The 24,165-nt window shown below is 41.0% G+C and carries 19 protein-coding genes; 8 read left to right on the top strand and 11 right to left on the bottom strand.

The annotated features are described in order from the left end of the window. Positions 1–4 precede the first annotated feature (4 nt). Both KEM09_RS07155 and KEM09_RS07150 read right to left on the bottom strand, forming a co-directional pair. The gene (locus KEM09_RS07155; protein WP_212227169.1) at positions 5–1,303 is read right to left on the bottom strand and encodes a cysteate synthase; all 1,299 of its coding nucleotides are present in this window, start codon (positions 1,301–1,303) and stop codon (positions 5–7) included. A gap of 241 nt (positions 1,304–1,544) precedes the next feature. After that, positions 1,545–3,044 (bottom strand): hypothetical protein, encoded by a 1,500-nt coding sequence (locus KEM09_RS07150; RefSeq protein ID WP_212227168.1) that lies wholly within the window; start codon positions 3,042–3,044, stop codon positions 1,545–1,547. A gap of 1,064 nt (positions 3,045–4,108) precedes the next feature. On the opposite strand from KEM09_RS07150, the gene KEM09_RS07145 reads away from it, so the two are divergent. Continuing rightward, positions 4,109–5,596, top strand: coding sequence for a sulfatase family protein (locus KEM09_RS07145; RefSeq protein ID WP_212227167.1), 1,488 nt, complete (start codon positions 4,109–4,111; stop codon positions 5,594–5,596). A 72-nt stretch (positions 5,597–5,668) separates the two neighbouring features. Here the strand turns inward: KEM09_RS07145 and KEM09_RS07140 are convergent, their stop codons facing one another. The 3 genes from KEM09_RS07140 to KEM09_RS07130 form a co-directional block, all read right to left on the bottom strand. Next, the gene (locus tag KEM09_RS07140; RefSeq protein WP_212227166.1) at positions 5,669–7,381 is read right to left on the bottom strand and encodes an acyl-CoA dehydrogenase family protein; all 1,713 of its coding nucleotides are present in this window, start codon (positions 7,379–7,381) and stop codon (positions 5,669–5,671) included. Positions 7,382–7,477: 96 nt separating this feature from the next. Next, positions 7,478–8,497 carry an electron transfer flavoprotein subunit alpha/FixB family protein gene (locus KEM09_RS07135; protein WP_212227165.1) on the bottom strand — a complete coding sequence of 340 codons (1,020 nt, stop codon included), beginning with the start codon at positions 8,495–8,497 and terminating at the stop codon, positions 7,478–7,480. A 76-nt stretch (positions 8,498–8,573) separates the two neighbouring features. Further along, positions 8,574–9,446, bottom strand: a complete 873-nt coding sequence (locus KEM09_RS07130) for an electron transfer flavoprotein subunit beta/FixA family protein (protein ID WP_212191314.1) — start codon at positions 9,444–9,446, stop codon at positions 8,574–8,576. Positions 9,447–9,841: 395 nt separating this feature from the next. Between KEM09_RS07130 and KEM09_RS07125 the strand changes: the two genes are divergently transcribed. Continuing rightward, positions 9,842–10,273 (top strand): methionine-R-sulfoxide reductase, encoded by a 432-nt coding sequence (locus tag KEM09_RS07125; RefSeq protein ID WP_244824899.1) that lies wholly within the window; start codon positions 9,842–9,844, stop codon positions 10,271–10,273. Between the two features lie 72 nt (positions 10,274–10,345). Here KEM09_RS07125 and KEM09_RS07120 read toward each other — a convergent pair whose 3' ends face one another. Then, positions 10,346–10,807, bottom strand: coding sequence for a hypothetical protein (locus tag KEM09_RS07120; RefSeq protein WP_212227164.1), 462 nt, complete (start codon positions 10,805–10,807; stop codon positions 10,346–10,348). A gap of 198 nt (positions 10,808–11,005) precedes the next feature. Here KEM09_RS07120 and KEM09_RS07115 point away from each other — a divergent pair, with 198 nt between their 5' ends. Continuing rightward, on the top strand, positions 11,006–11,713 hold the full coding sequence (locus KEM09_RS07115; RefSeq protein ID WP_212227163.1) for a (Fe-S)-binding protein: 708 nt from the start codon (positions 11,006–11,008) through the stop codon (positions 11,711–11,713). A 12-nt stretch (positions 11,714–11,725) separates the two neighbouring features. Here the strand turns inward: KEM09_RS07115 and KEM09_RS07110 are convergent, their stop codons facing one another. From KEM09_RS07110 to KEM09_RS07100, 3 genes are all read right to left on the bottom strand, one after another. Next, positions 11,726–12,526 (bottom strand): Rossmann-like and DUF2520 domain-containing protein, encoded by an 801-nt coding sequence (locus KEM09_RS07110; RefSeq protein WP_425305776.1) that lies wholly within the window; start codon positions 12,524–12,526, stop codon positions 11,726–11,728. A gap of 2 nt (positions 12,527–12,528) precedes the next feature. Beyond that, positions 12,529–12,885: a hypothetical protein gene (locus KEM09_RS07105; protein ID WP_212227159.1), complete on the bottom strand. Its 357-nt coding sequence runs from the start codon at positions 12,883–12,885 to the stop codon at positions 12,529–12,531. Between the two features lie 114 nt (positions 12,886–12,999). Continuing rightward, a complete protein-coding gene (locus KEM09_RS07100; protein WP_212227157.1) occupies positions 13,000–15,402 on the bottom strand; it encodes a TonB-dependent receptor in 2,403 nt (800 codons plus the stop codon). A 139-nt stretch (positions 15,403–15,541) separates the two neighbouring features. Here KEM09_RS07100 and KEM09_RS07095 point away from each other — a divergent pair, with 139 nt between their 5' ends. Then, on the top strand, positions 15,542–17,308 hold the full coding sequence (locus KEM09_RS07095) for a chloride channel protein (RefSeq protein WP_212227155.1): 1,767 nt from the start codon (positions 15,542–15,544) through the stop codon (positions 17,306–17,308). Position 17,309: 1 nt separating this feature from the next. On the opposite strand, the gene KEM09_RS07090 is transcribed toward KEM09_RS07095, so the two are convergent. Together KEM09_RS07090 and KEM09_RS07085 are read right to left on the bottom strand one after the other, a co-directional pair. Beyond that, entirely contained in the window at positions 17,310–18,368 is a 1,059-nt protein-coding gene (locus tag KEM09_RS07090; protein WP_212227153.1) for a tRNA dihydrouridine synthase, read from the bottom strand. Positions 18,369–18,386: 18 nt separating this feature from the next. Next, on the bottom strand, positions 18,387–18,770 hold the full coding sequence (locus KEM09_RS07085; protein ID WP_212227151.1) for a co-chaperone GroES: 384 nt from the start codon (positions 18,768–18,770) through the stop codon (positions 18,387–18,389). Positions 18,771–19,040: 270 nt separating this feature from the next. Between KEM09_RS07085 and KEM09_RS07080 the strand changes: the two genes are divergently transcribed. From KEM09_RS07080 to KEM09_RS07065, 4 genes are all read left to right on the top strand, one after another. Then, positions 19,041–19,604 (top strand): NUMOD4 domain-containing protein, encoded by a 564-nt coding sequence (locus KEM09_RS07080; RefSeq protein ID WP_212191296.1) that lies wholly within the window; start codon positions 19,041–19,043, stop codon positions 19,602–19,604. Positions 19,605–19,774: 170 nt separating this feature from the next. After that, on the top strand, positions 19,775–21,553 hold the full coding sequence (locus tag KEM09_RS07075) for a chloride channel protein (protein ID WP_212227149.1): 1,779 nt from the start codon (positions 19,775–19,777) through the stop codon (positions 21,551–21,553). A gap of 384 nt (positions 21,554–21,937) precedes the next feature. Beyond that, positions 21,938–23,218 carry a serine hydroxymethyltransferase gene (gene glyA, locus KEM09_RS07070; RefSeq protein ID WP_212227147.1) on the top strand — a complete coding sequence of 427 codons (1,281 nt, stop codon included), beginning with the start codon at positions 21,938–21,940 and terminating at the stop codon, positions 23,216–23,218. A 183-nt stretch (positions 23,219–23,401) separates the two neighbouring features. Beyond that, a complete protein-coding gene (locus KEM09_RS07065; RefSeq protein WP_212227145.1) occupies positions 23,402–24,151 on the top strand; it encodes a sulfite exporter TauE/SafE family protein in 750 nt (249 codons plus the stop codon). Positions 24,152–24,165: the final 14 nt, after the last annotated feature.

Here is a 24,165-nt window from a genome sequence, read left to right as displayed (position 1 = left end):
TATTCTACTTTTTAAACAATTGACTCAACACCTTCTCAACATCTTCTTTCGATGGAGTAATGTCAAAAACATGCGCTGGCTTTAAATACACAATCTCTTTGTCACTCTTGAAACGTTGCTCACCTCCTCCGGTAATATTAAGCATGATGCAATCGTCTTTATTAACTACACCGTCTTTAACAGCCTGAATGAGCGTAGCTGTTGCTACAGCTGCTGCCGGATGAATATCATTACCTTCAGTTTCTTCAAAGATACGGGCTGCTTCCAGTGCTGCTTCATTGGTAGCCGTTAATACATCACCACCAGCCTCTTTCATGGCATCATATAAACCACCAAAAATAGCATAAGGAGGTTTTCGGTTTGATAATACCTTTGCATCAATTTCTTCCACCTGCTTGCGGGCTATATCATCATTTAGTGGCAACATCTTGCGTGAATCAGCTTTCCATGCATCATGAATCGGCAGGAAAGGTACGTTTTGTGACACCATCAGCTTCATAAAATGCTTACCAAAACGACCATCTTCAATCAATCGTTTGTTGGCTTCCCAGGCCGCAATAGCACCTGTGCCACTGCCCACGGCCTGAAAATAATACTGTGGAATACGACCAATGGTGGTAACAGCTGACAAAGTAGTGGTTCCCATACCATCTCGACGGGCCACATTTTTAGCACCTCCTTCGGCAATAAAACCATCCAGCTCGCAAGCCAGGTTCGACAAATGGATAGCGTCAAAATAGTCACTACCTGATTTAGTCACCACCAGCTTAACATTATCTTTGATTGGTTCATCGAACCACAAAGCGTCAATATTATCTTCTGGTACACACAGTAACAATGGAATATTATTATCTGAGCAAACGCGTGCAAAGGCTCTGGCTGTATTACCGGCCGAAGCGACAACCAATACGGTTCCATCCTCGTTGTTCAATCTTCCTCCTACCGAATAAGCTTCAGTTTCTTTGAAAGAACAAGTACGGAAGTTAGCACCCTTCTCGGGCCAGTAACCACTAAATGTGATATATAAATCAGATAACCCAAGGTACTTAGCTAAACCTTCACTCTTATAAGTAACAGGCGCCGATGATCCCTCCAGCATTTTATGCACAGGCAGCCAGTCGGCGAAACGGAATACCCCGTATGAATCATCCTTAACTTGAATTTGTTTTTTATTATAGATAGCTCTTACCAAACTACACTCATGCTCATTTGGTGCATCCAGTGTCCAGCCTTCGTCCTCAAACTGTTTGCCTGACTTAACCGACTCCAGTTTATAAGGCGTTGCTTTGAATTCTTTAGTCATAGTAACGTAGTGTTCTTTGAGCCACAAAAATAGAAGTTTTGACTGGCATGAAGAAGGATTGCTCATAAAAACATAGATAGTTTATAGCCTTTATTGGCAAAGTACTATCAGTCTGGGTTGTAGATTTATTTTTCTCATCAGCATTAATAACTTGATTAGCCAGGTATAAACAAAAAAAATCCGAAGACTAGTCATCTCCGGATTTTTATTTCTTTAATTTGATATCTCTTGTAAGATAAACCTACTCAGTAATATCTTGCCATATCCACTCCCACTCCAACTTGCTGTTTAAACTATTTTCCTTCTTAGTAATAACAGCATCTCCAGCTTCATTATAATTCGTTATGGTTTTAGTAAGCGGTGCAAAAGGTGCCGCTTCAAAATAGCTATCTATCTGTTCGGTTTCTATAATATACTTGACTTCACCACTTTCCACATACCAATGAGCCACATAATCAAGGTATCTTTCTGTACCCTTATTAATGTATTTATATTCGCTCTTATAGAGCAGCACATCATTAGAATATCGGCTTTCGATGTATTCCATCCTATCATAACCATCTGCAGACCAAACAATATTGTCGAAATGAATAGCATTATGCTCAGTCATTACCCCCTGCTCATCATAGTATACATCTACATCTTGTTGATTTGTTATTTGATCATTTTCATCAAGGGTGTTTGTAACAGTCGAGGTCTGTCTCACATAGTAATCCTCGCTTACAGAGCTATACTGGTAATTATATGAAACTGTTTGAAGAATAAGCCCATCAGCTCTAAAGGTATAATCTTGTCTTCGGGGACTCCAATCCATTCTATCAACATAATACTTTACAGTATATGAATCATCCTCATGGAATACTACATCAATCGTCACCACTTCATAGCTGTCGACTTCCTTATAATAGGTCAGCTGCAAGCTTTCATTATACTGCCATTCAATTGAACGAATCACCTCTCCATTTGATACATATGTGTATGCTGTTAGAAAGGTAGCCTCATTGTATTCGTAATTTTCTTTATACAATTCAACATCCTGGGCATCTTTTGTAGTTAGTGACTTAATAGTTCCATTCTGGTTGTAGTCATAAGTAGTTGTACTAATCAATTCATCGCCCACATAATTCTCCTTTAAATCAAGATAGATGAAATCGTCACTAATTGAATAAATGGTTTTGTAGTTTTCATACTTATACACATAGGATGTTAATACCCCATCTTCCCAAATCCAGTCAATGGATTTATCGTCGAAAGATGACCGAGTTAACAGGCCATCTTCGTAGCTATGCTCAATAACGCGCTTAGTCTTAACACCATCAATATTTCCCCTCCTGATATCGTAACTTTCAAAATCATAGTAATTGGTGGTCGTTCTAATCGACATCGACAACTTCATATCCTCAGAATAAAGGTGCTGCCAGGTTTGAGAGCTAATGTTGTCATAGCCATGAAATACAAAGGCAATATGACGCTCAATGTAACGGTTATTAATCATGCTTTGCAGCTGAGCAATCAGATTATTTAGCTCTGTATTGTCACCTTCCAAAGCTTCTTTTTCATCAATAAGTAATGCTAACTGCGCTTCCAAATCGCTTAATGAAGAGTTTTGCAAATCCAATTGTTTCTGCAGCTCTTCTTTTTCTTTTTTTAATTGATCTACTTCATCTTGTAAATCATCTGAACAAGACGAGAAAATCGCTACGCCGCTAATAAGCAACAGTAAAAGTAAATTTTTAATCATTTTCATGTTTAGTTAATCTTTAAACTTTTAATAGATAGTTAATTGAATTAGAGTTTGATTTAGAGCTTTAAAATAATTGATATGATTCAGTAAATAAATGGCAACACAAACAGATTAAAATATATAATATTTAAACAATACATCTTCTTCTATTTATGACCATTAACACATCATCATTGATAACAAGTTACATAAACTTATGTCATATTTATGAAGCAAATGTATAAAATAATGAAAGATAAATTCGTATAAACACGTACTCTATGATGAATTAAATTATTTTTTATATGTATATATTAATTTACTTGATTAAAATTGTTTATTTACAGAATATAACCTTGAATAAGCTAACGCGAATGAGTTAAGCAATAACAAACAGAAGGATATATAAGAATCAACCCTAGCAATACACAAACCACCGTTATAAACCTCTTTTTGTGTTACTTAATGAAAGTAGATTATCACACAACATTACAGTTCTAAAAGAATTTTCCAAGAAATACTTGACATTATCTATACAATACTTTTGTATACTAATATTGATTAAAAATCTAATATGACGATTGAGCATTGATAATCATAAAAATAAAGCAATAACAATGAACAATTTAAATGATGAAATTCTGTATCTATAGCCTAACTGAAGCTTAGCTATTTTTATTTTCTTCATTTACGGTCAACCTTTAAAAAAGACACAATTTTATCAGTTAGATTATCAGAATAATGTACTTGTTGTTTTATTCTACAAATAGAACAACGTACGAAAGCTTATATCCACCCCAAACAAAATAAATAACCATTACGCAGAGCAATAGCAGTCACATTATGTGCACAACATGAAGATCTACATTGCTGTATAGATCCGCCTTGCCGTATTTTACCAATCATCTGTTTTGTATTTTACCCAAGTCCTTCAACTTCAAAACTGAGACTTGGCCTTGCGGCATTTCATTCTGAGTATAGCCAGGAATAGCAAATAAACAAAACAGCCCCCTTTATAACATACGTACGCCATAGGAGCAATTATCGATGTTAAATTTGCACTTCCTATCAAATCATTAAAGATGAAGCCACGATTTCTACAACTCTTCTTGCTGCTTACCCCACTTATTGTGGGATGCACAAATCAACCCAAAGCCCCCAACATCATCTATATTTTAGCAGACGATATGGGCTATGGCGATATAAAAGCTTTAAACGCTAACTCAAAAATTCCTACGCCCCACCTCGATCAACTGGTAAACGAAGGAATAGCCTTTACAGATGCGCATAGCAACTCGGCTGTTTGCACCCCCACCCGCTATGGAACCTTAACGGGACAGTATGCCTTTCGCAGCCGGCTTAAAAGCGGCGTGCTTGTTGGACATGAACCTGCATTGATTGAGCCCTCCATGCCCACAGTAGGCAGTCTGCTGAAACAAGCCGATTACCAAACAGCCTGTATTGGCAAATGGCATTTAGGACTAAACTGGGCCAAAAAAGACACAACTCAACCCTTGTTTCATGGTGGTAACCTGTGGGATATTTTTCATACGGAAAATGTGGATTATGCTGCTCGCGTATCTGGTGGACCATGTGATTTGGGATTCGATTATTCGTTTATAATACCTGCTTCACTTGATATTGCACCCTACGTTTATTTGGAGAATGATCAGACAACTGCAGCTATTAACCGGCAAGTTCCTTTTTATAAGGATGAAAGCGCGCGAGGCATTTGGTATCGGCGGGGCGATGTGGCTGAGGACTTCGATCATACTACCGTATTGCAAACACTCACCCAAAAAGCACTTGACTTTATTGCTAACAGAAATGAAGAAGAGCCATTCTTCCTATATTTCCCTTTAACTTCACCTCATACGCCCTGGTTTCCATCTGAGGAATTTGCCGGTAAATCAAAAGCTGGAGTTTATGGCGACTTTGTTGCCATGACAGATGATGTTGTTGGCCAGGTAATGCAGGCACTTGACAACGCTGGTATTGCCGACAATACGCTAATCATCTTTACTTCCGATAATGGATCGCATTGGTTACCTAAAGACGTTGAACAATTCAACCACAGCGCCAACGGACCTTTTAGCGGTATGAAATCAGATGTTTGGGAAGGCGGACATAGGGTGCCGATGGTTGCTCGTTGGCCTGAAGCCATCAAGGCAGGTACTAAAAGCAGTACTCTGGTAAGTTCAACAGATTTAATGGCGACATGTGCAGAAATAAGCGGACAACTAACGCCATCATCTGCCTGCGATAGTTATTCATTCCTACCTGCATTAACAGGTGCATCATCGCCAAACGAGCAACGAACAAATATTGTGCATCACTCCGTTAATGGCACATTCGCCATACGCAAAAACGAATGGAAGCTGATTGATGCCAAAGGTTCGGGAGGCTGGAGTTTGCCTGAGGGGAATTGCACCGACAGCCTTAACCAGCAGCTTTATAATATGCACAATGACAGTAGCGAACAGCATAACTTATACAATGAATATCCGGAGATTGTAAAAGAACTGAACGTTCTTTTAGAAACATATAAAACTGGTAACGAAGCCCGGTAATTACAATTACACATCAATAAAAACGGCTGCTCCTGAGGAACAGCCGTTTTTTTGATTTATATCTAATTGCTATTAAGCTTCCGCTAAATCAGGCTTATAGAATCCAAGGTCATCAATTGACGAATTGAAGATAAATCCTGCTTTCGCATGGTTATCTGCTTTACCTCGTGAAATAAATATTTCGGCAGAGGTACGGAATTTATCGTTACGCTGAGTATCGTGCAGCAACAGATAGCCAAAAATAATGTTACCGGCCATCTCCACCATACGGCGTGCATGGTAATCCACATACTCAGTGTCCTTAACAGCAACCACCGCCTTCACAGCACGCTCATATTCATCGGTCATGCCAATTAAAGTACGACGCAAGGCATGCAGTTCAGGCTTTAATTCCATCATCTCAAATTCGCGGATTCTGTCAAGATAGCCGCCAGTTGTAACACCGCGAATAGCAGCCACTACCTGCAACTGAGTGGTTCCTTCGTAGATAGATGTGATACGTGCATCTCGATAGATACGCTCCACCGGATAGTCTTTCATGAAACCTGAACCACCGTGTATCTGAACCGCATCGTAAGCCAACTGGTTACTGTACTCTGATGTCATCCCTTTCAAAAGTGGTGTAAAGAAGTCGGCCAGTTTTTGGTAACGCTTCATCTCTTTGCGCTCTTCCGGCTCCAGCTTACGTTCTTCTGAAATATGCATGTATGTCTTATAGATATCTACGTAGCGCGATGTTTCGTACAACATGGTACGACCAGCATCCAGCTTTGCTTTCATGGTTGCCAGCATTTCGTATACTGCCGGGAATTGAATAATTGGCTTGCCAAACTGCTCGCGCTCCTTGGCATACTCCAACGCTTCGCGGTAAGCGGCCTCACAAACACCTACCGACTGGGCACCGATACCTAAACGAGCACCGTTCATCAAAGCCATCACATATTTGATCAGTCCCATTTTACGTGAACCAACCAACTCGGCAGGCGCATCTTTGAATACCAATTCACAAGTAGGTGAGCCTTTGATACCCATCTTGTTCTCTAAACGACGAACAATAACCGATTTATGGTTACGATCGTAGATGAACATTGACAGACCACGTCCGTCATGCGTACCTTCCTCTGAACGAGCCAGTACTAAAGCAATGTGGCCATCTCCGTTGGTGATAAAACGCTTCACACCATTCAACACCCATTTGCCATCTTTCATTTCAGCTTTTAACTCAACCGCCTGAAGGTCAGAACCGGCATCTGGCTCTGTTAAATCCATGGCCATTGTTTCGCCTCTTGAGACACGTGTCAGGAAGCGCTCTTTCTGATCTTCATCAGCGAATTCATTAATTGTTTCGGCACAATCCTGCAAGCCCCAGATGTTCACAAAACCAGCATCGGCACGTGATACAATATCAGCTGCCATGATATAAGGCACAATTGGGAAGTTCAATCCTTCGTACTTACGTGGCAAGGTGATACCCATCAAACCGGCCTTAACCAAAGCATCCAGGTTTTCTTGTGTTCCGCGGGCATACACCACTTCGTTATTTACAATCTTCGGACCTTCCTGATCTACACTTTCGGCATTTGGCGCCACTATATCGCCACAAATCTCCCCTACAATCTCAAGTACTTTATCATAGCTGTCCATGGCATCTTCAAAGTCCATGGGCGCATAATCGAATTTATCTTTATCAGCAAAATTGCGCTCTTTTAAAGCCACAATCTTCTTCATCAACGGATGCTCCAGGTGGAATTTCAAATCCGGGTTGTCTGTGAAAAAATTTGCCATTTTGTTTTTTATTTTGAGTTCCGACACATCGGAATTCTGATCCAACAATAATTTTAGTTAGCTGATAGCTATTGACTGCCAGCCATTAGCTTTTTGCTACTTAGTGTTCTGCTTATAGAACTTAATTAATTTAGGCACCACCTCGCCCACATCACCGGTAATGGCGTAGTCAGCAATTTTATTAATTGGTGCATTCGGATCATTGTTAATGGCAATGATCATAGACGACTCTTCCATACCTGCGGTGTGCTGAATCTGTCCCGAGATACCACAAGCGATATACAGCTTTGGACGAACAGTTACACCTGTCTGACCAATCTGACGATCGTGCTCAGCAAAACCGGCATCCACAGCGGCACGTGAAGCACCAACCTCACCACCTAATACTTCAGCCAGTTCCTGCAGCTGCGCAAAGTTCTCTTTCGAACCAACGCCATAGCCACCGGCCACAATGATGGACGAGTTTTTAATGTTGACCTTTGATTTTTCCATGTGGCGCTCAATTACCTTCACCACTAAATCTTCAGGCTTTAATATTTTATCAACATCAAGGTTGTTGACTTTCCCTTTATAATTAGCATCGTAGATTTCCTTCTTCATCACCCCTTCGCGAACGGTAGCCATCTGTGGGCGACAATCCGGGTTGATAATAGTTGCTACAATGTTACCACCAAAAGCAGGACGAATCTGATACAACAGATTCTCATAGGTTTTACCGGCCTTTTTATCTTCATGCGGACCAATTTCCAGTGAAGTACAGTCAGCTGTTAAACCGCTAACCAGAGCAGAAGATACACGAGGCCCCAGATCGCGGCCAAAAGTAGAAGCACCTAATAAAGCAATCTGTGGTTTCTCCTTTTCAAAAAGGTTAACGATGATGCTTGTAAAAGGCAATGTTGTATACGGATCCAAACGCTCATCATCGCCAATGTGAACCACATCAGCTCCGTATGGATATAATTCTTTTTCAATCCCTTTCAGCTTGTGGCCTAATACCAAAGCCTCCAATTTACAGTTTAACTGGTTGGCAAGAGAACGCCCTTTAGTCATTAATTCTAACGACACGTCGGCTACTTTTCCCTCATCTATTTCGCAAATAACAAATACGCTGTTCATTTTTTCGATTTTTTACCGGTTATTCCGGTCGGTGAAACAAAAGCTATTAGCTAATAGCTATTAGCCGTTAGCTTTATTAACCTATTGTGTGATTAGCAATTAATTCCTTCATTAACTCATCAATCTCTTCATCGGCTGGTGTCATTCGCTTGGCTTCTTTAGCCTGGAATACCACATTCTCGATTTTCTTCACCTTCGTTGGTGAGCCTGATAAACCTAACCAGTTAATATCGGTTTCAATATCATTAACACTCCACTCTTCAATGTTAAGATACGGACGATCAGCGGTTAAATCGATGTAATCTTCTGATTCGCTCTGACGTTCGGTAATGGTTTTAGCGTGCTTAAACTTCATCAGCAGCTTGGTGTTGCGCGGGCGACAATCGGGCGCACTGGCATTAACTGTTATCACACCAGGTAGCGGCATTTCAACAGTTTCAACACCGCGCTCTAAACGGCGCTTGATAACAATCTTCTTTTTATCAGCCGAAAGAACTTCTTCGGCATAGGTTACCTGTGGTAATCCTAATTTTTCGGCCACCTGAGGACCTACCTGAGCGGTATCTCCATCAATCGCCTGACGACCTGCGATAATTAAATCACATTTCTCCATCTTTTTAATGGCACATGATATGGCGTAAGAAGTTGCTAGAGTATCGGAACCTGCAAAAGCTCTGTCGGTTAGCAAGTAACCATTATCAGCTCCTCTATATAGACCTTCGCGAATAACATCCGCTGCACGTCCCGGCCCCATCGTCAAGATAGTTACTTCAGTACCCGGATAGTTATCTTTTAATCGTAAGGCTTGCTCAAGGGCATTTAAATCCTCTGGATTGAAGATAGCCGGCAAGGCCGCACGATTCACTGTCCCATCAGCTTTCATGGCATCTTTGCCTACATTTCGGGTATCAGGTACTTGCTTCGCAAGAACTACAATTTTTAATCCCATTGCTTCAATTTTTGGTAAAGAATTATTAACGGTTGACAAATATATAAAAAGAGTTCAATTAACAAAGAGCAACACATCATACTGTATTTAAATACCTTACAAGATATTGTTTAACATTTAGGTAATGTAATACTTTTTAACAAATCATTTAAAACACCCTCTTATTTTTCACATTATCACCACATTACAAACAACTCCAAATACTTTTCGAACAAATTCACAAATAGCTATGAACAATGAACAAAATGACAGCAGATTTGCTCTATTTAAAATGAGTTTAAGTAACAGAATCGTTGTAAGGATTCTCAAACTAAAGCGACCAATATAAGGTAATACCTACCAATAAGTCAATGAAGAAATAGCGACACTGAGTAGCTACAAAAAACGATAGGCTGATGAAATGGTTAATATTGATTCTGACAGTTCTGATAAGTCAAAATATGATGGCACAAGATTCAACAAAACTGGTTCTTAATCCGCTCAATGAAGAGGAAAAAAGAGTTATTCTGCATAAGGGAACAGAATACCCCTATACCGGAGAATATACTAACCACAAAGGAAAGGGACAATACATTTGTAAGCAATGCAACGCCCCTTTATATAATTCAAATGACAAATTTGATTCGCATTGTGGCTGGCCCAGCTTTGATGATGAAATTGAAGGCGCAGTTAAACGTGTGCCCGATGCCGATGGCCGACGAACCGAAATTGTTTGCGCCCGTTGTAATGGTCACTTGGGCCATGTATTCTTAGGTGAAGGCTTTACGCCCAAAAACACCCGTCACTGCGTTAATTCAATTTCGCTGAAGTTTGTGCCTGCTAAATAGATTCAGCTTTTGGAATTACGATTTTATTTCGTCAAAAGGCAGTAGAGAGTTTTTAATTGCTGACTTAGTGAGTTATGCTCTCCGCTTTAGTTCGCAGCAAACATTATGTGCATTGTGATGCGAGCATAAATCGTACAGAGGACAATATTTAGGCAGATAGTCACACATTTCTAAATCAACCACCTGATTGCGCACTGGAAACACCTGGTGCTCCAAAGCAAAGCGCAAATGTCCGTATTTAATGCGATCATTTACGCAGCTTTCGAATATGGGATTTAAACCGTATGCCTCATACACCTTTATTAATGACATTACCACTTCTGCCACCTCAACATCCGATAAATAATCAATATTGGGGAAAAAGAATTGCTCAAGCCCAATAAGGTCCGACAATTTAACTCCTTCCAGCTCCTCATCGTGCATGCAATCATAATCACTGGCCACCGGCACGGTAAAAAAACTGTTGAGGCGTTCTGTTGACTCAACTTTTACCTTTTCCAAATCCTCTATAAGGTGCTCAATATACCTTTTCATCCGCATGAGTTTTTATCCACCCAAAGCCTTCAACGTAAACTATAGCCATTCAGTTACACCAAAGCTATGAGAAAGTTTAATCACTCAGTGATAAACATTTAACATGCCAAACAAATGAGCTTTACAAATAATTGCTAATTATTAACATCCTTTAATTGGGGAAACTTAACTTTGCTCCTCATATAAATTCAATCTCCCATGCTGATCAATCTATTTGTTCCCTGCTTTATTGACCAGATGTTTCCAGATACCGCCTGGAATACGATTACACTATTGGAAAAAGCCGGCTGTGAGATACATTACAACCCGAAACAGACCTGTTGTGGTCAACCTCTTTTCAACAGTGGTGATGTGAAATACTCAAGCAAACTGGCCCAAAAATTCATTACGGATTTTCCTAATAATCGCCCAATCGTTACCCCTTCAGCTTCGTGCGCCGCCTATATTCGCAATCACTATGCAAATCTGGTAGATGAAGAACATGCCCAACGCCTGCAAAACAATACCTTTGAATTAACAGATTTTCTGGTCAATCAGCTTAAGGTACTTCATTTCGATGCTTCATTTCCTCATAAAGTAACTTATCATGATGCCTGCTCGGCCCTGAGAGAGTACGGATTAAAAGATGAACCTCGCCAGCTATTGAAGAATGTGGCCGATTTGGAGCTTATTGAAATGCCTCAGCGCACTGAATGTTGCGGATTTGGTGGCACTTTTATGGTAAAATATGCACCTATTTCAACAGCCATGACGGAGCAAAAGGTTGAGCATGCGCTTTCAACCGGAGCCGAATACATTGTATCAACGGAAGCATCGTGCCTGTTAAATATCCAAAGCTACATTAATGCCCAGAAACTGAACATCAAAACCATGCATATTGCCGATGTATTAGTCAGTCAACTTTAACCCGACTATGATCTATTCATTGTGCTTTACAATACTATCCGTTAGTATTCGATATATCTGTTGAGTTTCCTCCTGGCCTTCCAACTGATTAAGGTGCTTTTGGATTATTTGCTGATCATTGCGCGATGCAGGCCCTGTTTGCGCTACCGATGGTGACATGCGTAATACCTTATTTGCTGTTTCCTTAATTAAAGGATGTAACAATTCAAATGGAAGTCCACTCTCTTTTAGTACATCTTCACCCAAACGATACATATGATTTACAAAGTTACAGGCAAAAACAGCTGAAATATGCAAAGCGCCCCGTTGTTCTGAACTGGCCTGCAGAACTCTTTTACTTAATTCATTACCCAACCTCATCAGCAAAGAAGCATTAGCTGTGGTATTGGCTTCCACTAAAATGGGGATAGTATCAAATTGAAGCTCTGCACTTTTAATAAAGGTTTGAAACGGGTAAAGCACCCCATAATTTTTAAATCGCGATAAGACATCAACAGATACACTACCAGCCGTATGCACTACCAGTCCATTTACATCAGGCATTTGTTCAACAACTTCCGCCATTGCATCATCCTTAATGGATAGAATATATAAATCTGCCTGTACATCTATTTGTTGGAGTTCATCAATTGAATCGGCATTCACTTCCTTAGCCAAAATGTGGGCATTGTCAATTGTACGACTATAAACCTGTAATATTTGATGCTTAGCCGCGTATAAAACCCTTGCCAAATGGCTTGCTACATTTCCTGAACCGATTAAAACAATATCCATTGTGAATCTTTTTTTGCGAAGATAAGGCCTAAATAACAGATTTACCTGAAACGCCTAATAATTAATGAAAGTAGAAATATGGCTGAAGGAAAAACCAAGGTAAAAGCACTGTATGCCACAAACCAACTGAAAGCTTGTGCACTACCAATAAAGACGTCAACAGAACCTGAGAACTCAAAGCGCCAGTTTCCGGCCAGGCAATAACTAATAAATCCCCATAGAAATGAGTTGGCGATAGCTACTTTTGCAAGAAAGTTTAACGCATTAAATGATAATAATAAAATTGAAAATGAAATAAATCCACCCCAGGCTATTACGGTTCCAAATGGCATGCAACAAATACCTGGAAAAGGTTTAACAAGTAGTTCGTTACCATTAACTAACGTTAACAAACTCACTAACAAAACAACTAAACTAAACGCCCTAACTAATCTTTTTCTGTTAATCTTATTTATCACGTACAACCTATTTCGAAGAGTATTAACTCAAAGCAGCTGATAGTTATAGCTACATCAGAACTCAATCATCAATCCAATGGTTGGCAGCACTGTGCCCGATGTTGTAATAATCTCTTTCAGACGGTATCGCTGTTCTTCTATTGGCACACCAGGGTTTTCAATGATTGGCATACCACTATCATCCAGTTCCTGAATCAACTCGGGCGGCTGGTTGGCCTTCTGATTATACAAATTTTGGATATCGATGTAAAAGCCAAGTGTCATATTTTTCAAGTACCAGGTCTTATCGATGCGCAAATCCAGCTGATGAAAATTATCTAAGCGCTGCGTGTTAAACTGTGAATAGTCAAGGTACTGCCGATTTTGTGCATCCCAGGCCAAAACCAGCGATGACTTATCGTAATCGTAAGGCGTGTATGGTAAACCTCCCACAAAACGCCATTTAACGCCAATGTTCCAGTTTTTACCGACATCCTTATTTCCAGTAAATGTTAAAATATGGCGGCTATCCCATGATGATGGCACATAGTCATTCTTCCAATCAGTAAATTCACTTCGTACAAAAGTATAAGCCCCTATCATGCTAAAACCTTTATCTGTACGAGTTCTGAAGAGTAGTTCTGCACCATACGATTTCCCTTTAGAGGTAGATGTCACTTCCTCATCACCAAATATGCCAAAATCACCTCCCTTACTGGCCATAGAAATAGAGTCCTTAACCGAAAAAGGGTAATCATCGTACTGCTTAAAGAAGCCCTCCAGGGTTATACGGGTTCTTTTATTGGGACGATATTCCAGCCCTCCCACAACATGATCGGCCTGCAAATATTTTATTCCGTTTGATTTATTGACAAGTTCGCCTGCGTTATTCCGATAGCCCAAAGTAGTATAAGCCGGGTTCTGATAATAACGTCCTACATTCATATTCAGGTAGATATCAGGCAAAAGCATGTATGAAGCCGTCACCCGGGGACTAATTTGACTAAATAGATTATTCATTTGCGATGAATAGCTGTTGGCATCCATGCGCAGTCCGGCCGAAAGCGTTAAACGATCGTTGAAGAAAGGATGCGAAACGGAGCCAAAAACCGACCATTTTATAAAATCAAGCTCCGATGAATAATTAATTTCCTTGGGAACACCATCTTCGAACACTTTGTTGTAGGTCTCGTTCTGATATTGCACATACTCGGTACCAGCGCCAATATTTATTGTAAAATCATTGGGGCGGGCTGTATATTCCACCCTCAACTTGTTCTCAATTTCGTCGGACGAATAATCGGTCAACAGATTTTCAGGCGTTTCAATATTATCCTTGTACTTATATGCCACATTATTTAGGTGGTTGCGACTCATAAAAACAGACAGGTAGCTACGCTCAAAAAAATGTTTATAAGCAGCGCCAACTGTATAGCTCCACTGATTGTTAACCGGTAGATAGTCTAAAATATAATTGTTCTCCTCAGTGGGCTCAGCATCCAGGTTAAGCTTAAACCTGTCAATGGCTCCTACGCCCAAAAAGGTGATTTCATTTTTAGCGTCAATGCGTGTTTGGGTCTTAAACTGAAAATCAGTAAAAGTGGGTAGGAACGGCAGCTCCAGCGCATCAAACAAAAATTGCAGATATGAACGACGCACCGATGCAATCAATCCTGTTTTCTCACTGATAGGAGCTGTGGTTGTCAATGATAATTCAGATGCTCCCACAGTACCCTTAAAGTGTGGCTTATCATCCTGCACATCAATCTGTTTAAATTCAAACACCGAACTCAATGCATTACCCTTTGACACCGGAAAAGCACTCGAATAAAAATCCACCTCGCGAATAAAATCCACATTCAGAATACCAACCGGACCACCCGATGCCCCCTGAGTGGTGAAGTGGTTTAAGGTTGGTATTTCGATGCCGTCGATAAAAAAGCGGTTTTCAGAAGGACCACCACCCCGCACAAACAAGTCATTGCGAAAGGTACTGGCACTTCCTACACCGGGGAACGACTGCAATACTTTTGAAATATCCCTGTTGGCACCGGCACTCTTTTCAATCTGGTCGATGCCAATTCGCCGCAGCGAAACCGGCGCTTCTGGTTTAACGGCATAGGGCGATGCCGTTACCTGCACTTCATCCAATGCCTCAGCGGTAGTTTCCAGTGCTATCTCAAAATAATTATTTCGTACCTGCGAGATGTTAAATTCTTCGGTAACAAAAGGCTTATAGCCAATTGATGAGAGTTGCAGCTGCACAAAACCAGCTGGCACATTCTGAAGCTCAAACCGGCCAATGGAATCAGTCATCGTTCCGGTAGTTGTCCCATACACGACAATATTTACAAAAGGAATCGGCTGGTTATTATACTTATCTTTCACTAAACCCTTGATGGTTCCGGTTTGTGCAGTTAAAGTATGGCTAATCAATAAAGAGACGAATATTATTAATAATCTGAACCTATTTTTCATATTTATCAGGGTTGTATCTGTTGAATAAACAAAGTTAATCCTTAAACACGATATCGCAGAAAATGTTTTTCCCTTCTACAATTAAGCAATATTCAGGAAATGTACATTTTTTGCTACCTTGCTGCTACAATCTTTGAAAATGAATCGAAAATCTCTCTTTCGCCAGTTCCTGGTATGGCGTTTAAGACATGTGAGCAATCGTCAGTTTATGATGATTTTAAGCATCTTAGTTGGCATAGGAGCCGGTTTAGCTGCTGTGATCATCAAAAACTCGGTCCACTTTATCAGCGAACTGGTTCACCATTATACACAAAGCAGCAAAGGCTACCTTTACCTCATCACCCCTTCAATTGGCATCTTTTTATCGGTTTTATTTATCAAGTATGTCATCAAACGTCCGGTACGTCATGGTATTCCTAATGTGCTCTATGCCATTTCAAAAAATCAGGGACAGATGAACCGGCACAATATGTTCTCATCAATCATAACCAGTGCATTAACTGTTGGATTTGGCGGAAGTGTGGGATTAGAGGGTCCAACTGTGTCAACCGGTGCGGCTATCGGGAGTAATGTTGGCCAACTATTTCGTTTAAATTACAGGCAGATAAAATTACTGTTGGGCTGTGCCTGTGCCGGAGCTATGGCAGCCATTTTTAAAGCACCCATTGCCGCCATTGTTTTTGCATTGGAAGTGATTATGCTTGACCTTACACTGGCTTCTTTGGTGCCAATCCTGATGGCCTCTATTTCGGCAGTAGTAACATCCTATCTATTCATGGGACAAGAGGTGGTTTATCCCTTTGATGTTACCCACACCTACGAACTGAAAGACCTTATTTATTATATATTGCTGGGCATTATTGCTGGCTTTGTTGCCACCTATTTTACACGTGTATACATTCTTATTGAGCAGTGGTTCGAACGATTTAATAAAAGCAGGATACGCCTGTTGGTGGGCAGTTTATTACTTGGTACACTTTTATTTTTCTTCCCATCGCTGTACGGAGAAGGTTATGAATACATTAACCAGGCTTTGGCCGGCGATTTCAGCCATGTATTTGATGGTTCGGTCTTTGCATTTATGACCGATAACTTTGCCGCAATGGCCTCCCTGCTCAGTATCATCATTTTGCTGAAAGTAGTAGCCGCTTCACTCACCTTTGGCAGTGGTGGTGTTGGTGGCATTTTTGCACCTACTCTTTTTATGGGCGCCAATACAGGTTTACTTTTTGCCAGCATTGTCAATAAACTGGGATTTCATCAGCTACACACACCAAACTTTGCGCTCATTGGTATGGCAGGACTCATCGCAGGTGTATTACAGGCTCCTCTCACAGGTATCTTTCTGATTGCCGATTTATCGGGTGGCTACGAAATGTTTTTGCCTTTGATGATTACAGCTACAGCCTCGTTTGCCACCACAAAAACTTTTGTTAAACACTCGGTTTATACGCATCAACTGGCACAACGCCGCGAACTTATCACGCACGATAAAGATCATGCCGTATTAACCATGATGGAAGTTAAAAATCTGATTGAGAATGATTTCGCCAAAATTAAGCCAGATGCCAATCTGGGCGACCTTGTGCAGGTTATTTCGGAAGCTCACAGAAATCTGTTTCCGGTAGTAGATGATGAAGGACAACTACATGGTATGATTAAGATGGACGATATCCGTAAAATCATATTTAAACCGGAGCTTTACGAATCAACCCTGGTAAGAGACCTGATGTACATGCCGGAGTACTATATTAGCCCGGATGACAGCATGGAAGACCTGGTGGAAATGTTTCGCAAATCGAGCCGCTTTAACATTGCTGTTATCGATAAGGGTAAATACCTTGGTTTTATATCGCGGGCCAATGCATTTACCGCTTACCGCAATCAGCTCAAACAGTTTACTTAAGCTATTGTACTTCTTCAGCCTCTGACTCCTTAGCTTGCTTTCTGGCCTCCTGCTCCAACAGGAAATCATTGAGTATCTGCTCTACCTCATCAAAACCATGCGTTTCCATTAACTGTGCACGCAACTGAACTGCTCCCGGGAAACTATTGGTATAAATTTTAAAGAAGCGCTTAAGAATCGACCAGGGCTTCACGCCTTGCCAGGTATTGGCATATAGCGATGCATGCAATCGAAGGGCCTCAATACGCTCTTCCATTGCAGGTGAATAGGCAGGATTGTAAAACCATGGATTATGAAATATACCACGACCAACCATTACACCATCAACACCATACTCCATCACTTTATCAAGCGATTCCTCAATAGACATGACATCGCCGTTACCCAGCAGTTTTATGTCAGGATTAATTTGATTACGCAACTCTACCGACCTGGCTATTTCGTTCCAGTCAGCTTCACCCTCCGACATCATTTTCTGGATACGTCCGTGCACGATAATGGCATCGGCTTCGGATTGCAGCAGGTTTGAGATCCACGACTCCGTGACTACTGATTTAAAGCCTACACGCGTTTTAACGCTTAATGGCAAATCACTGGCCTCATGCACCGCAGTTATAATCTCACGCGCCAGCTCAGGTGTATTAATCAATGCCGAACATGCGCCCTTTTTGATAATATTTTTCATGGGACAGCCCATGTTGATATCAATACCGTCAAACGCCGTTTCTTCAGCAATATATTTGGCTGTTTTATAAAACTTCTCCGGATCGGTACCCCAAATTTGAGCTACCAGCTTTACATTATCACGCTTAATCAGCTCTAGTTCACTATCGTTAACATGAAAGCGGTGCACAACCTTTTCTTTGCCCACCGGGTGACAAAAACCATCGGTTGATAAAAACTCGCTAAACAGTAAATGCAGGTTGCCCGGACTCGATAAACGTAAAACAACCTCACGAAATACAGTATCAGTCACATCTTCCATTGGTGCAAGCGCCCAGATTGGCCCTTCACTTGTTTTCCAGTAGTTGGTTTTATTGGTGGTAATTCGTTCTCCCATTATACTCATTGATTTCTCCTATTCAAACAATCCTTCATCCCTAATCACCATCAATACCGACGATTGAGATACAATGACATATTTTTCGTTTTTATACTCTATTTCGTAGCCCCCGCTTTGCAGGTATATGGCCAAGTCCCCTTCTTTGGGCTGCAAAGGCACATACTTAACGGTTTCATCCTTCTTTTTCCAGGCTTCATCCTCATCAGCCATAGCTGGTATTGGATAGCCCGGGCCAACCTTTACTATGTAACCGCTATGCACCTTTTCTTTTTCCTGAACACTGGGTGGCAGATAAAGCCCCGATTTGGTTTTACTTTGAGGCACTTTAGGCTTAAGTAAAATACGATCGCCTACCAAAATAAATTTCTCTAATTCTTTATCATCAATACCTAACGACATAGTAATAGCACTTTAGGCTGCAAAGATATTAAAATGCCAATTATTTGAGCAAGCCAACAGCTCCCTGTCTTCCAACTCATAAGCACTTAACTTTTTTTAACAGCACTAAAAGTCAGCGTTATATTGAATTGACAGATCCTTTTTCATACTTTTGCTGTTACTTTAAAACAGTTAGTCGAATTCTCGACATTTTTCTCGACACTAAAAGTATAGATTTATAAGATCTTACAGCATTAATCTAGTATATTTCAACCTTTAACCTAAAGTGTAATGAAACCAAACATGAACGAACGCAAGCTTCGGAAAATTGAAGACGAGCAGTGGAAAGAGCTTACGTTTACCGACAAAAAATATGAAATAAGTAACTATGGCCGCATAAAAAGCTATTGTTATGATAAGGTAAACGGGCGCATCGTTAAACTTGGTAATATTAAGGGCTTTTACAATGTTAGTCTACGAGTAGAAGGACAAAAAAAGTCATACTTAGTACATAAGTTAACAGCAGAGTATTTTGTTGATAAAACAGCAGAAGACCAGGATGTGGTAATTCACCTTGACTGGAATAAGCAAAACAACTACCACACCAACCTCAAGTGGGTAACTAAAGCCGAAAGTTACAAGCGCATGCACAAGGTGCTTCAGGAAGCTCGCAAAAAAGCCGGCAAGGTAGTAACCAGCTCTAAGCTTTCGACTGATGATGTGGCAGTTATTAAAGGCATGCTCGAAAAAGGCGTTAAGCAGAACCTGATAGCCAAGCTGTTTTGCGTGAGTGAAATGCAGGTAAGCCGCATTGCTCGAAAAGAAAACTGGGCTGAGATTGAACCCAAGATGTAATCTATTAATTACAGGATATAGTTGTGGAGGGAGTTAAAAACTCCCTTTTTGTGTGCCCAATACCCACACTCCTTTCAATTATAGTAAGACTATCAGTACTCTTAAGATTCGTTAAAAATAAAAACCGCCTAAAACATTGTCGTTTTATTTGTATTACTTTTGTGCCCACTATGAACAAAATCAATCAGATAATCGGGAAAGTTCTTATTTGGCGAGTTAAGCACATCAGTCAAAAACACTTTATTTTATTACTTAGTTTACTGGTTGGCATTTTTAGCGGACTGGCTGCTGTGACGCTTAAAAATGCCGTACATCATACTCACCACTTTTTAACAGAGAACTTTAGCCTGGATAAAGGAAACTACTTATTCCTGGCCTATCCGATGATTGGTATCTTAATCACCATCCTGATTATTAAATTCTTTGTAAAAGACAGCCTTGGGCACGGTGTTACCAAAATACTTTATGCTATCTCCAAAAAAGGCGGACATATAAAAAGTCACAATAACTACTCGTCCATCATCACCAGTACATTCACCATTGGCTTTGGTGGTTCGGTTGGAGCAGAGGCCCCGATTGTACTCACAGGAGCATCCATTGGCTCCTCGCTGGGACGCCTGTTCAGAATGAACTACAAAACCATCATCCTGCTTATGGGATGTGGAGCTGCAGGTGCCATCGCCGGCATCTTTAAGGCACCCATTGCCGGGTTGGTATTTACACTGGAAGTATTGATGCTTGACTTGACCATGGCATCTATTGTTCCCTTACTTATATCCGCCATCACAGCATCAACCATCGCCTATTTCTTTTTGGGCAAAGGAGCCGAATTTGCATTTACCCTTGAAGCACCATTTGTACTGAACAACATACCTTATTACTTACTGTTGGGCATTTTAGCTGGGTTTATTTCACTCTACTTCACCCGCGGTATTATGAATACCGAGAAGCAGTTTGGCAAGATGAAAAACCCGTTTTCGAAATGGATTGTGGGTGGATTGGCACTGAGCTTACTGATTTTCCTGTTTCCTCCGCTATATGGAGAAGGTTACAACACAATTATTGCCTTGCTGAATGGTAATAGTCAGGAAGTGATGGGTGAAAGCTTCTTTTATGTGTGGCACGACAATACCTGGGCTTTAATCTCATTCCTTGTATTGCTTATCATCTTTAAGGTATTTGCCACAGCTGCCACAACCGGCAGTGGTGGTATAGGTGGTATCTTTGCCCCCACTCTATTTATGGGCGGTGTAACAGGCTACCTGTTTGCTAAGCTTATGGAAACATTAGGACTGGCAGAGCTGCCATCGTCGCACTTTACACTGGTTGGCATGGCTGGTATGATGGCTGGTGTAATGCACGCGCCACTGACAGCCATCTTTCTGATTGCCGAAATAACCAATGGCTATGGCCTGTTTATTCCATTGATGATTACCTCTACCATTGCCTACCTGACCATCATGTATTTTGAGCCTCATTCATTATACACCAAGCGACTGGCACAAAAGGGCGAACTGATTACCCACCATAAGGATAAAGCAGTGTTAACACTCATGCGATTGGAGAAGGTGCTGGAGACAGACTTCAAATGCATCTATCCGGAGATGACATTAGGCGAACTGGTAAAGGTCATATCCACCTCAAAACGAAATATCTTTCCTGTGATTAATCATAAGGATGAATTATGCGGCATAGTGCTGCTGGATGATATTCGTGAGATAATGTTTAACAATGAGCTTTACAACGAAACAACCGTTGAAGAACTGATGTCAATACCGCCTGCCATGATAGAAATTGATGAAAACATGGACCGGGTGATGCGTAAGTTTGAAGACACCAGCGCCTGGAACCTGCCGGTAGTTAAAGACGGTAAATACCTCGGCTTTGTCTCAAAATCAAAGATATTCTCCGTTTATCGTCGTGTACTTATTCACTATTCGGATGATTAATTAAAGTGCCTGGTACATTGTGCCTGGTGCTTAGTGCAGCCTTCTCAACAAAGTATTTCTCCCCATGTACTTTTTATGAGCTTTGCAAGGTAAAAAGATGAATGATATCAATGTTGCTGTTTATCATTTTTGCCTCTCATAAAAAGTTATAAACTGCAATGTTTTTTTTATCGGCTGGTTCGCGTAAATTTGTGTTCCCTTGATAAAAACAAGCTACTGACAACAAGGCAATAATACCTGGCGTGTTCAGTCGCAACCTGCAACGGCAGGAGCAAAAAGAGAGAAATAGTTTAATAAATAATCATAATCAGTCAGTATTAACTACGCAAAATCGACTATAAATCTTGTGTTTTGATACTCACATCTTAAAATCATATCAATAAGATGAAACGCGATACAGTAATTTTCGACCTAATTGAGAAGGAATACGCTCGCCAAAAAGAAGGTATTGAGCTAATCGCTTCAGAGAACTTTGTAAGTGAGCAAGTAATGGAAGCTCAAGGTTCTTGTTTAACTAATAAATATGCTGAAGGCTATCCGGGCAAACGTTACTACGGTGGTTGCCAGGTGGTAGACCAGACTGAGCAATTGGCTATTGACCGTGCTTGTGAGTTATTTGGTGCTGAGTATGCCAACGTACAGCCTCACTCTGGAGCTCAGGCTAACGCCGCTGTATTTTTTGCTGTACTTAAGCCAGGTGACACTTTCATGGGCTTGGATTTGGCACATGGTGGCCACTTAACGCACGGTTCACCTGTTAACTTCTCAGGTGTAACATACAACCCGGTTTGCTATCATGTTAAAGAAGATACCGGATTGGTAGATTACGATGAGATGGAAGCTATTGCTCGTGAGCACAAACCTAAAATGATTATTGCAGGCGCTTCGGCTTACTCACGCGAATGGGATTATGCCCGCATGCGTCGTTTGGCTGATGAGATTGGTGCTTTATTGCTTTGCGATATGGCACACCCGGCTGGTTTAATTGCCAAAGGTCGTTTGAGCAATCCTGTTGAGCACTGTCACATTGTAACTACCACTACTCACAAAACACTACGCGGACCACGCGGTGGTATGATTCTGATGGGTAAAGATTATGAAAACCCATTTGGTTACAAAACACCAAAAGGTGAAACCAAGATGATGAGTGCCGTACTGGATTTCGCCGTATTCCCAGGCCAGCAAGGTGGTCCTTTGGAGCACGTGATTGCGGCTAAAGCAGTTGCTTTTGGCGAGGCTCTTTCTGATGATTTCGCTGTTTATGTAGATCAGGTTCGCTCTAACGCACAAGCTATGGCTGCTGAGTTTGTTAAGTTGGGATACAAAATTATTTCTGGCGGAACAGACAACCACTTAATGCTGATCGACCTTCGCACAAAATTCCCTGATATCTCAGGTAAGAAAGTGGAGAACACATTAGTGAAGGCTGATATCACCATTAACAAAAACATGGTGCCTTTCGATACACGTTCACCATTTGCTACTTCAGGTTTCCGTGTAGGTACTTCTGCTATCACTTCACGTGGTTTGAAAGAAGACGACATGCGTACTATCGTTAATTTGATTGACGAAGTAATTTCGAACATCGACAACGAAGAAGCTATCGCTGAAACACGTAAAAAAGTAAATGCATTGATGGCTGATAAGCCTATGTTTGCATGGTAGATTAAAGCTGATAGCTGTTGGCTAATGGCTGATAGCTATTTACAATGCACATAATAAAATACAGAGCCGCTTTCGATTGAGAGCGGCTTTTGTTGTTAATGGGGATGCGATCTTTATTTACACAGTGCACATAAAGATCGCATCCCTATACGCCTTATATTTGTACCTGAAAAGCAAACAAACATGTCAATAATTGATGCTGCACTACTTATACTGGCCGGCCTTTTTGCCGGTTTTATTAACACCTTGGCGGGCAGTGGTTCCTTAATCACCTTGCCCCTGCTGATGTTTCTGGGTCTGTCGTCACACCAGGCCAATGCCACCAACCGGGTAGCTATCTTTTTCCAGAATGTGATAGCAGTGCGTAACTTTAAACAGCAGGGCCTGATTAATTACCGGAGCAGTTCGTTCCTGGTTATTCCGGCCATTATTGGTTCTGTTATTGGTGCCTCTATTGCTGTTACAATTAATGAGGCAATTCTGAACCTGTTTATCGGTTCACTCCTTTTCGTCATGTTCTTCGTCATCCTGTTTAAACCAGACAAATGGGTGAAAGCACAAGCCGGACAAGTGAATGAAAAACCAGCCTTCTGGCAGGTTGTTATCTTCTTTTTTATTGGTGTCTATGGTGGATTCATACAGGCCGGTGTCGGCTTCTTTTTACTGGCAGGCCTGGTGCTGGGTGTTGGCTATGACTTAATAAAAGCTAATGCCATTAAGGTTTTCATTGTATTGGCTTATACAGCCATTGCGCTTGGCATCTTTATTTGGTCTGAACAGGTGAATTTTTTATACGGCATTATTCTGGCTGTTGGCAATGCCAGTGGTGCTTTTATCGCCTCCAGATATGCGCAGCAGATAGGCGTTAAGTATATTCGGTACATATTGCTGGCTACAGTATTTGTGGCAGGTCTTAAGGTGTTGTTCTTTTAATTTCACCTTGAAAA

Source organism: Carboxylicivirga mesophila, assembly GCF_018271975.1.
Classification (GTDB): Bacteria; Bacteroidota; Bacteroidia; order Bacteroidales; family Marinilabiliaceae; genus Carboxylicivirga; species Carboxylicivirga mesophila.
The sequence above is the reverse complement of the archived record's forward strand: the minus strand, read 5'-3'. Positions and strand labels throughout refer to the sequence as shown.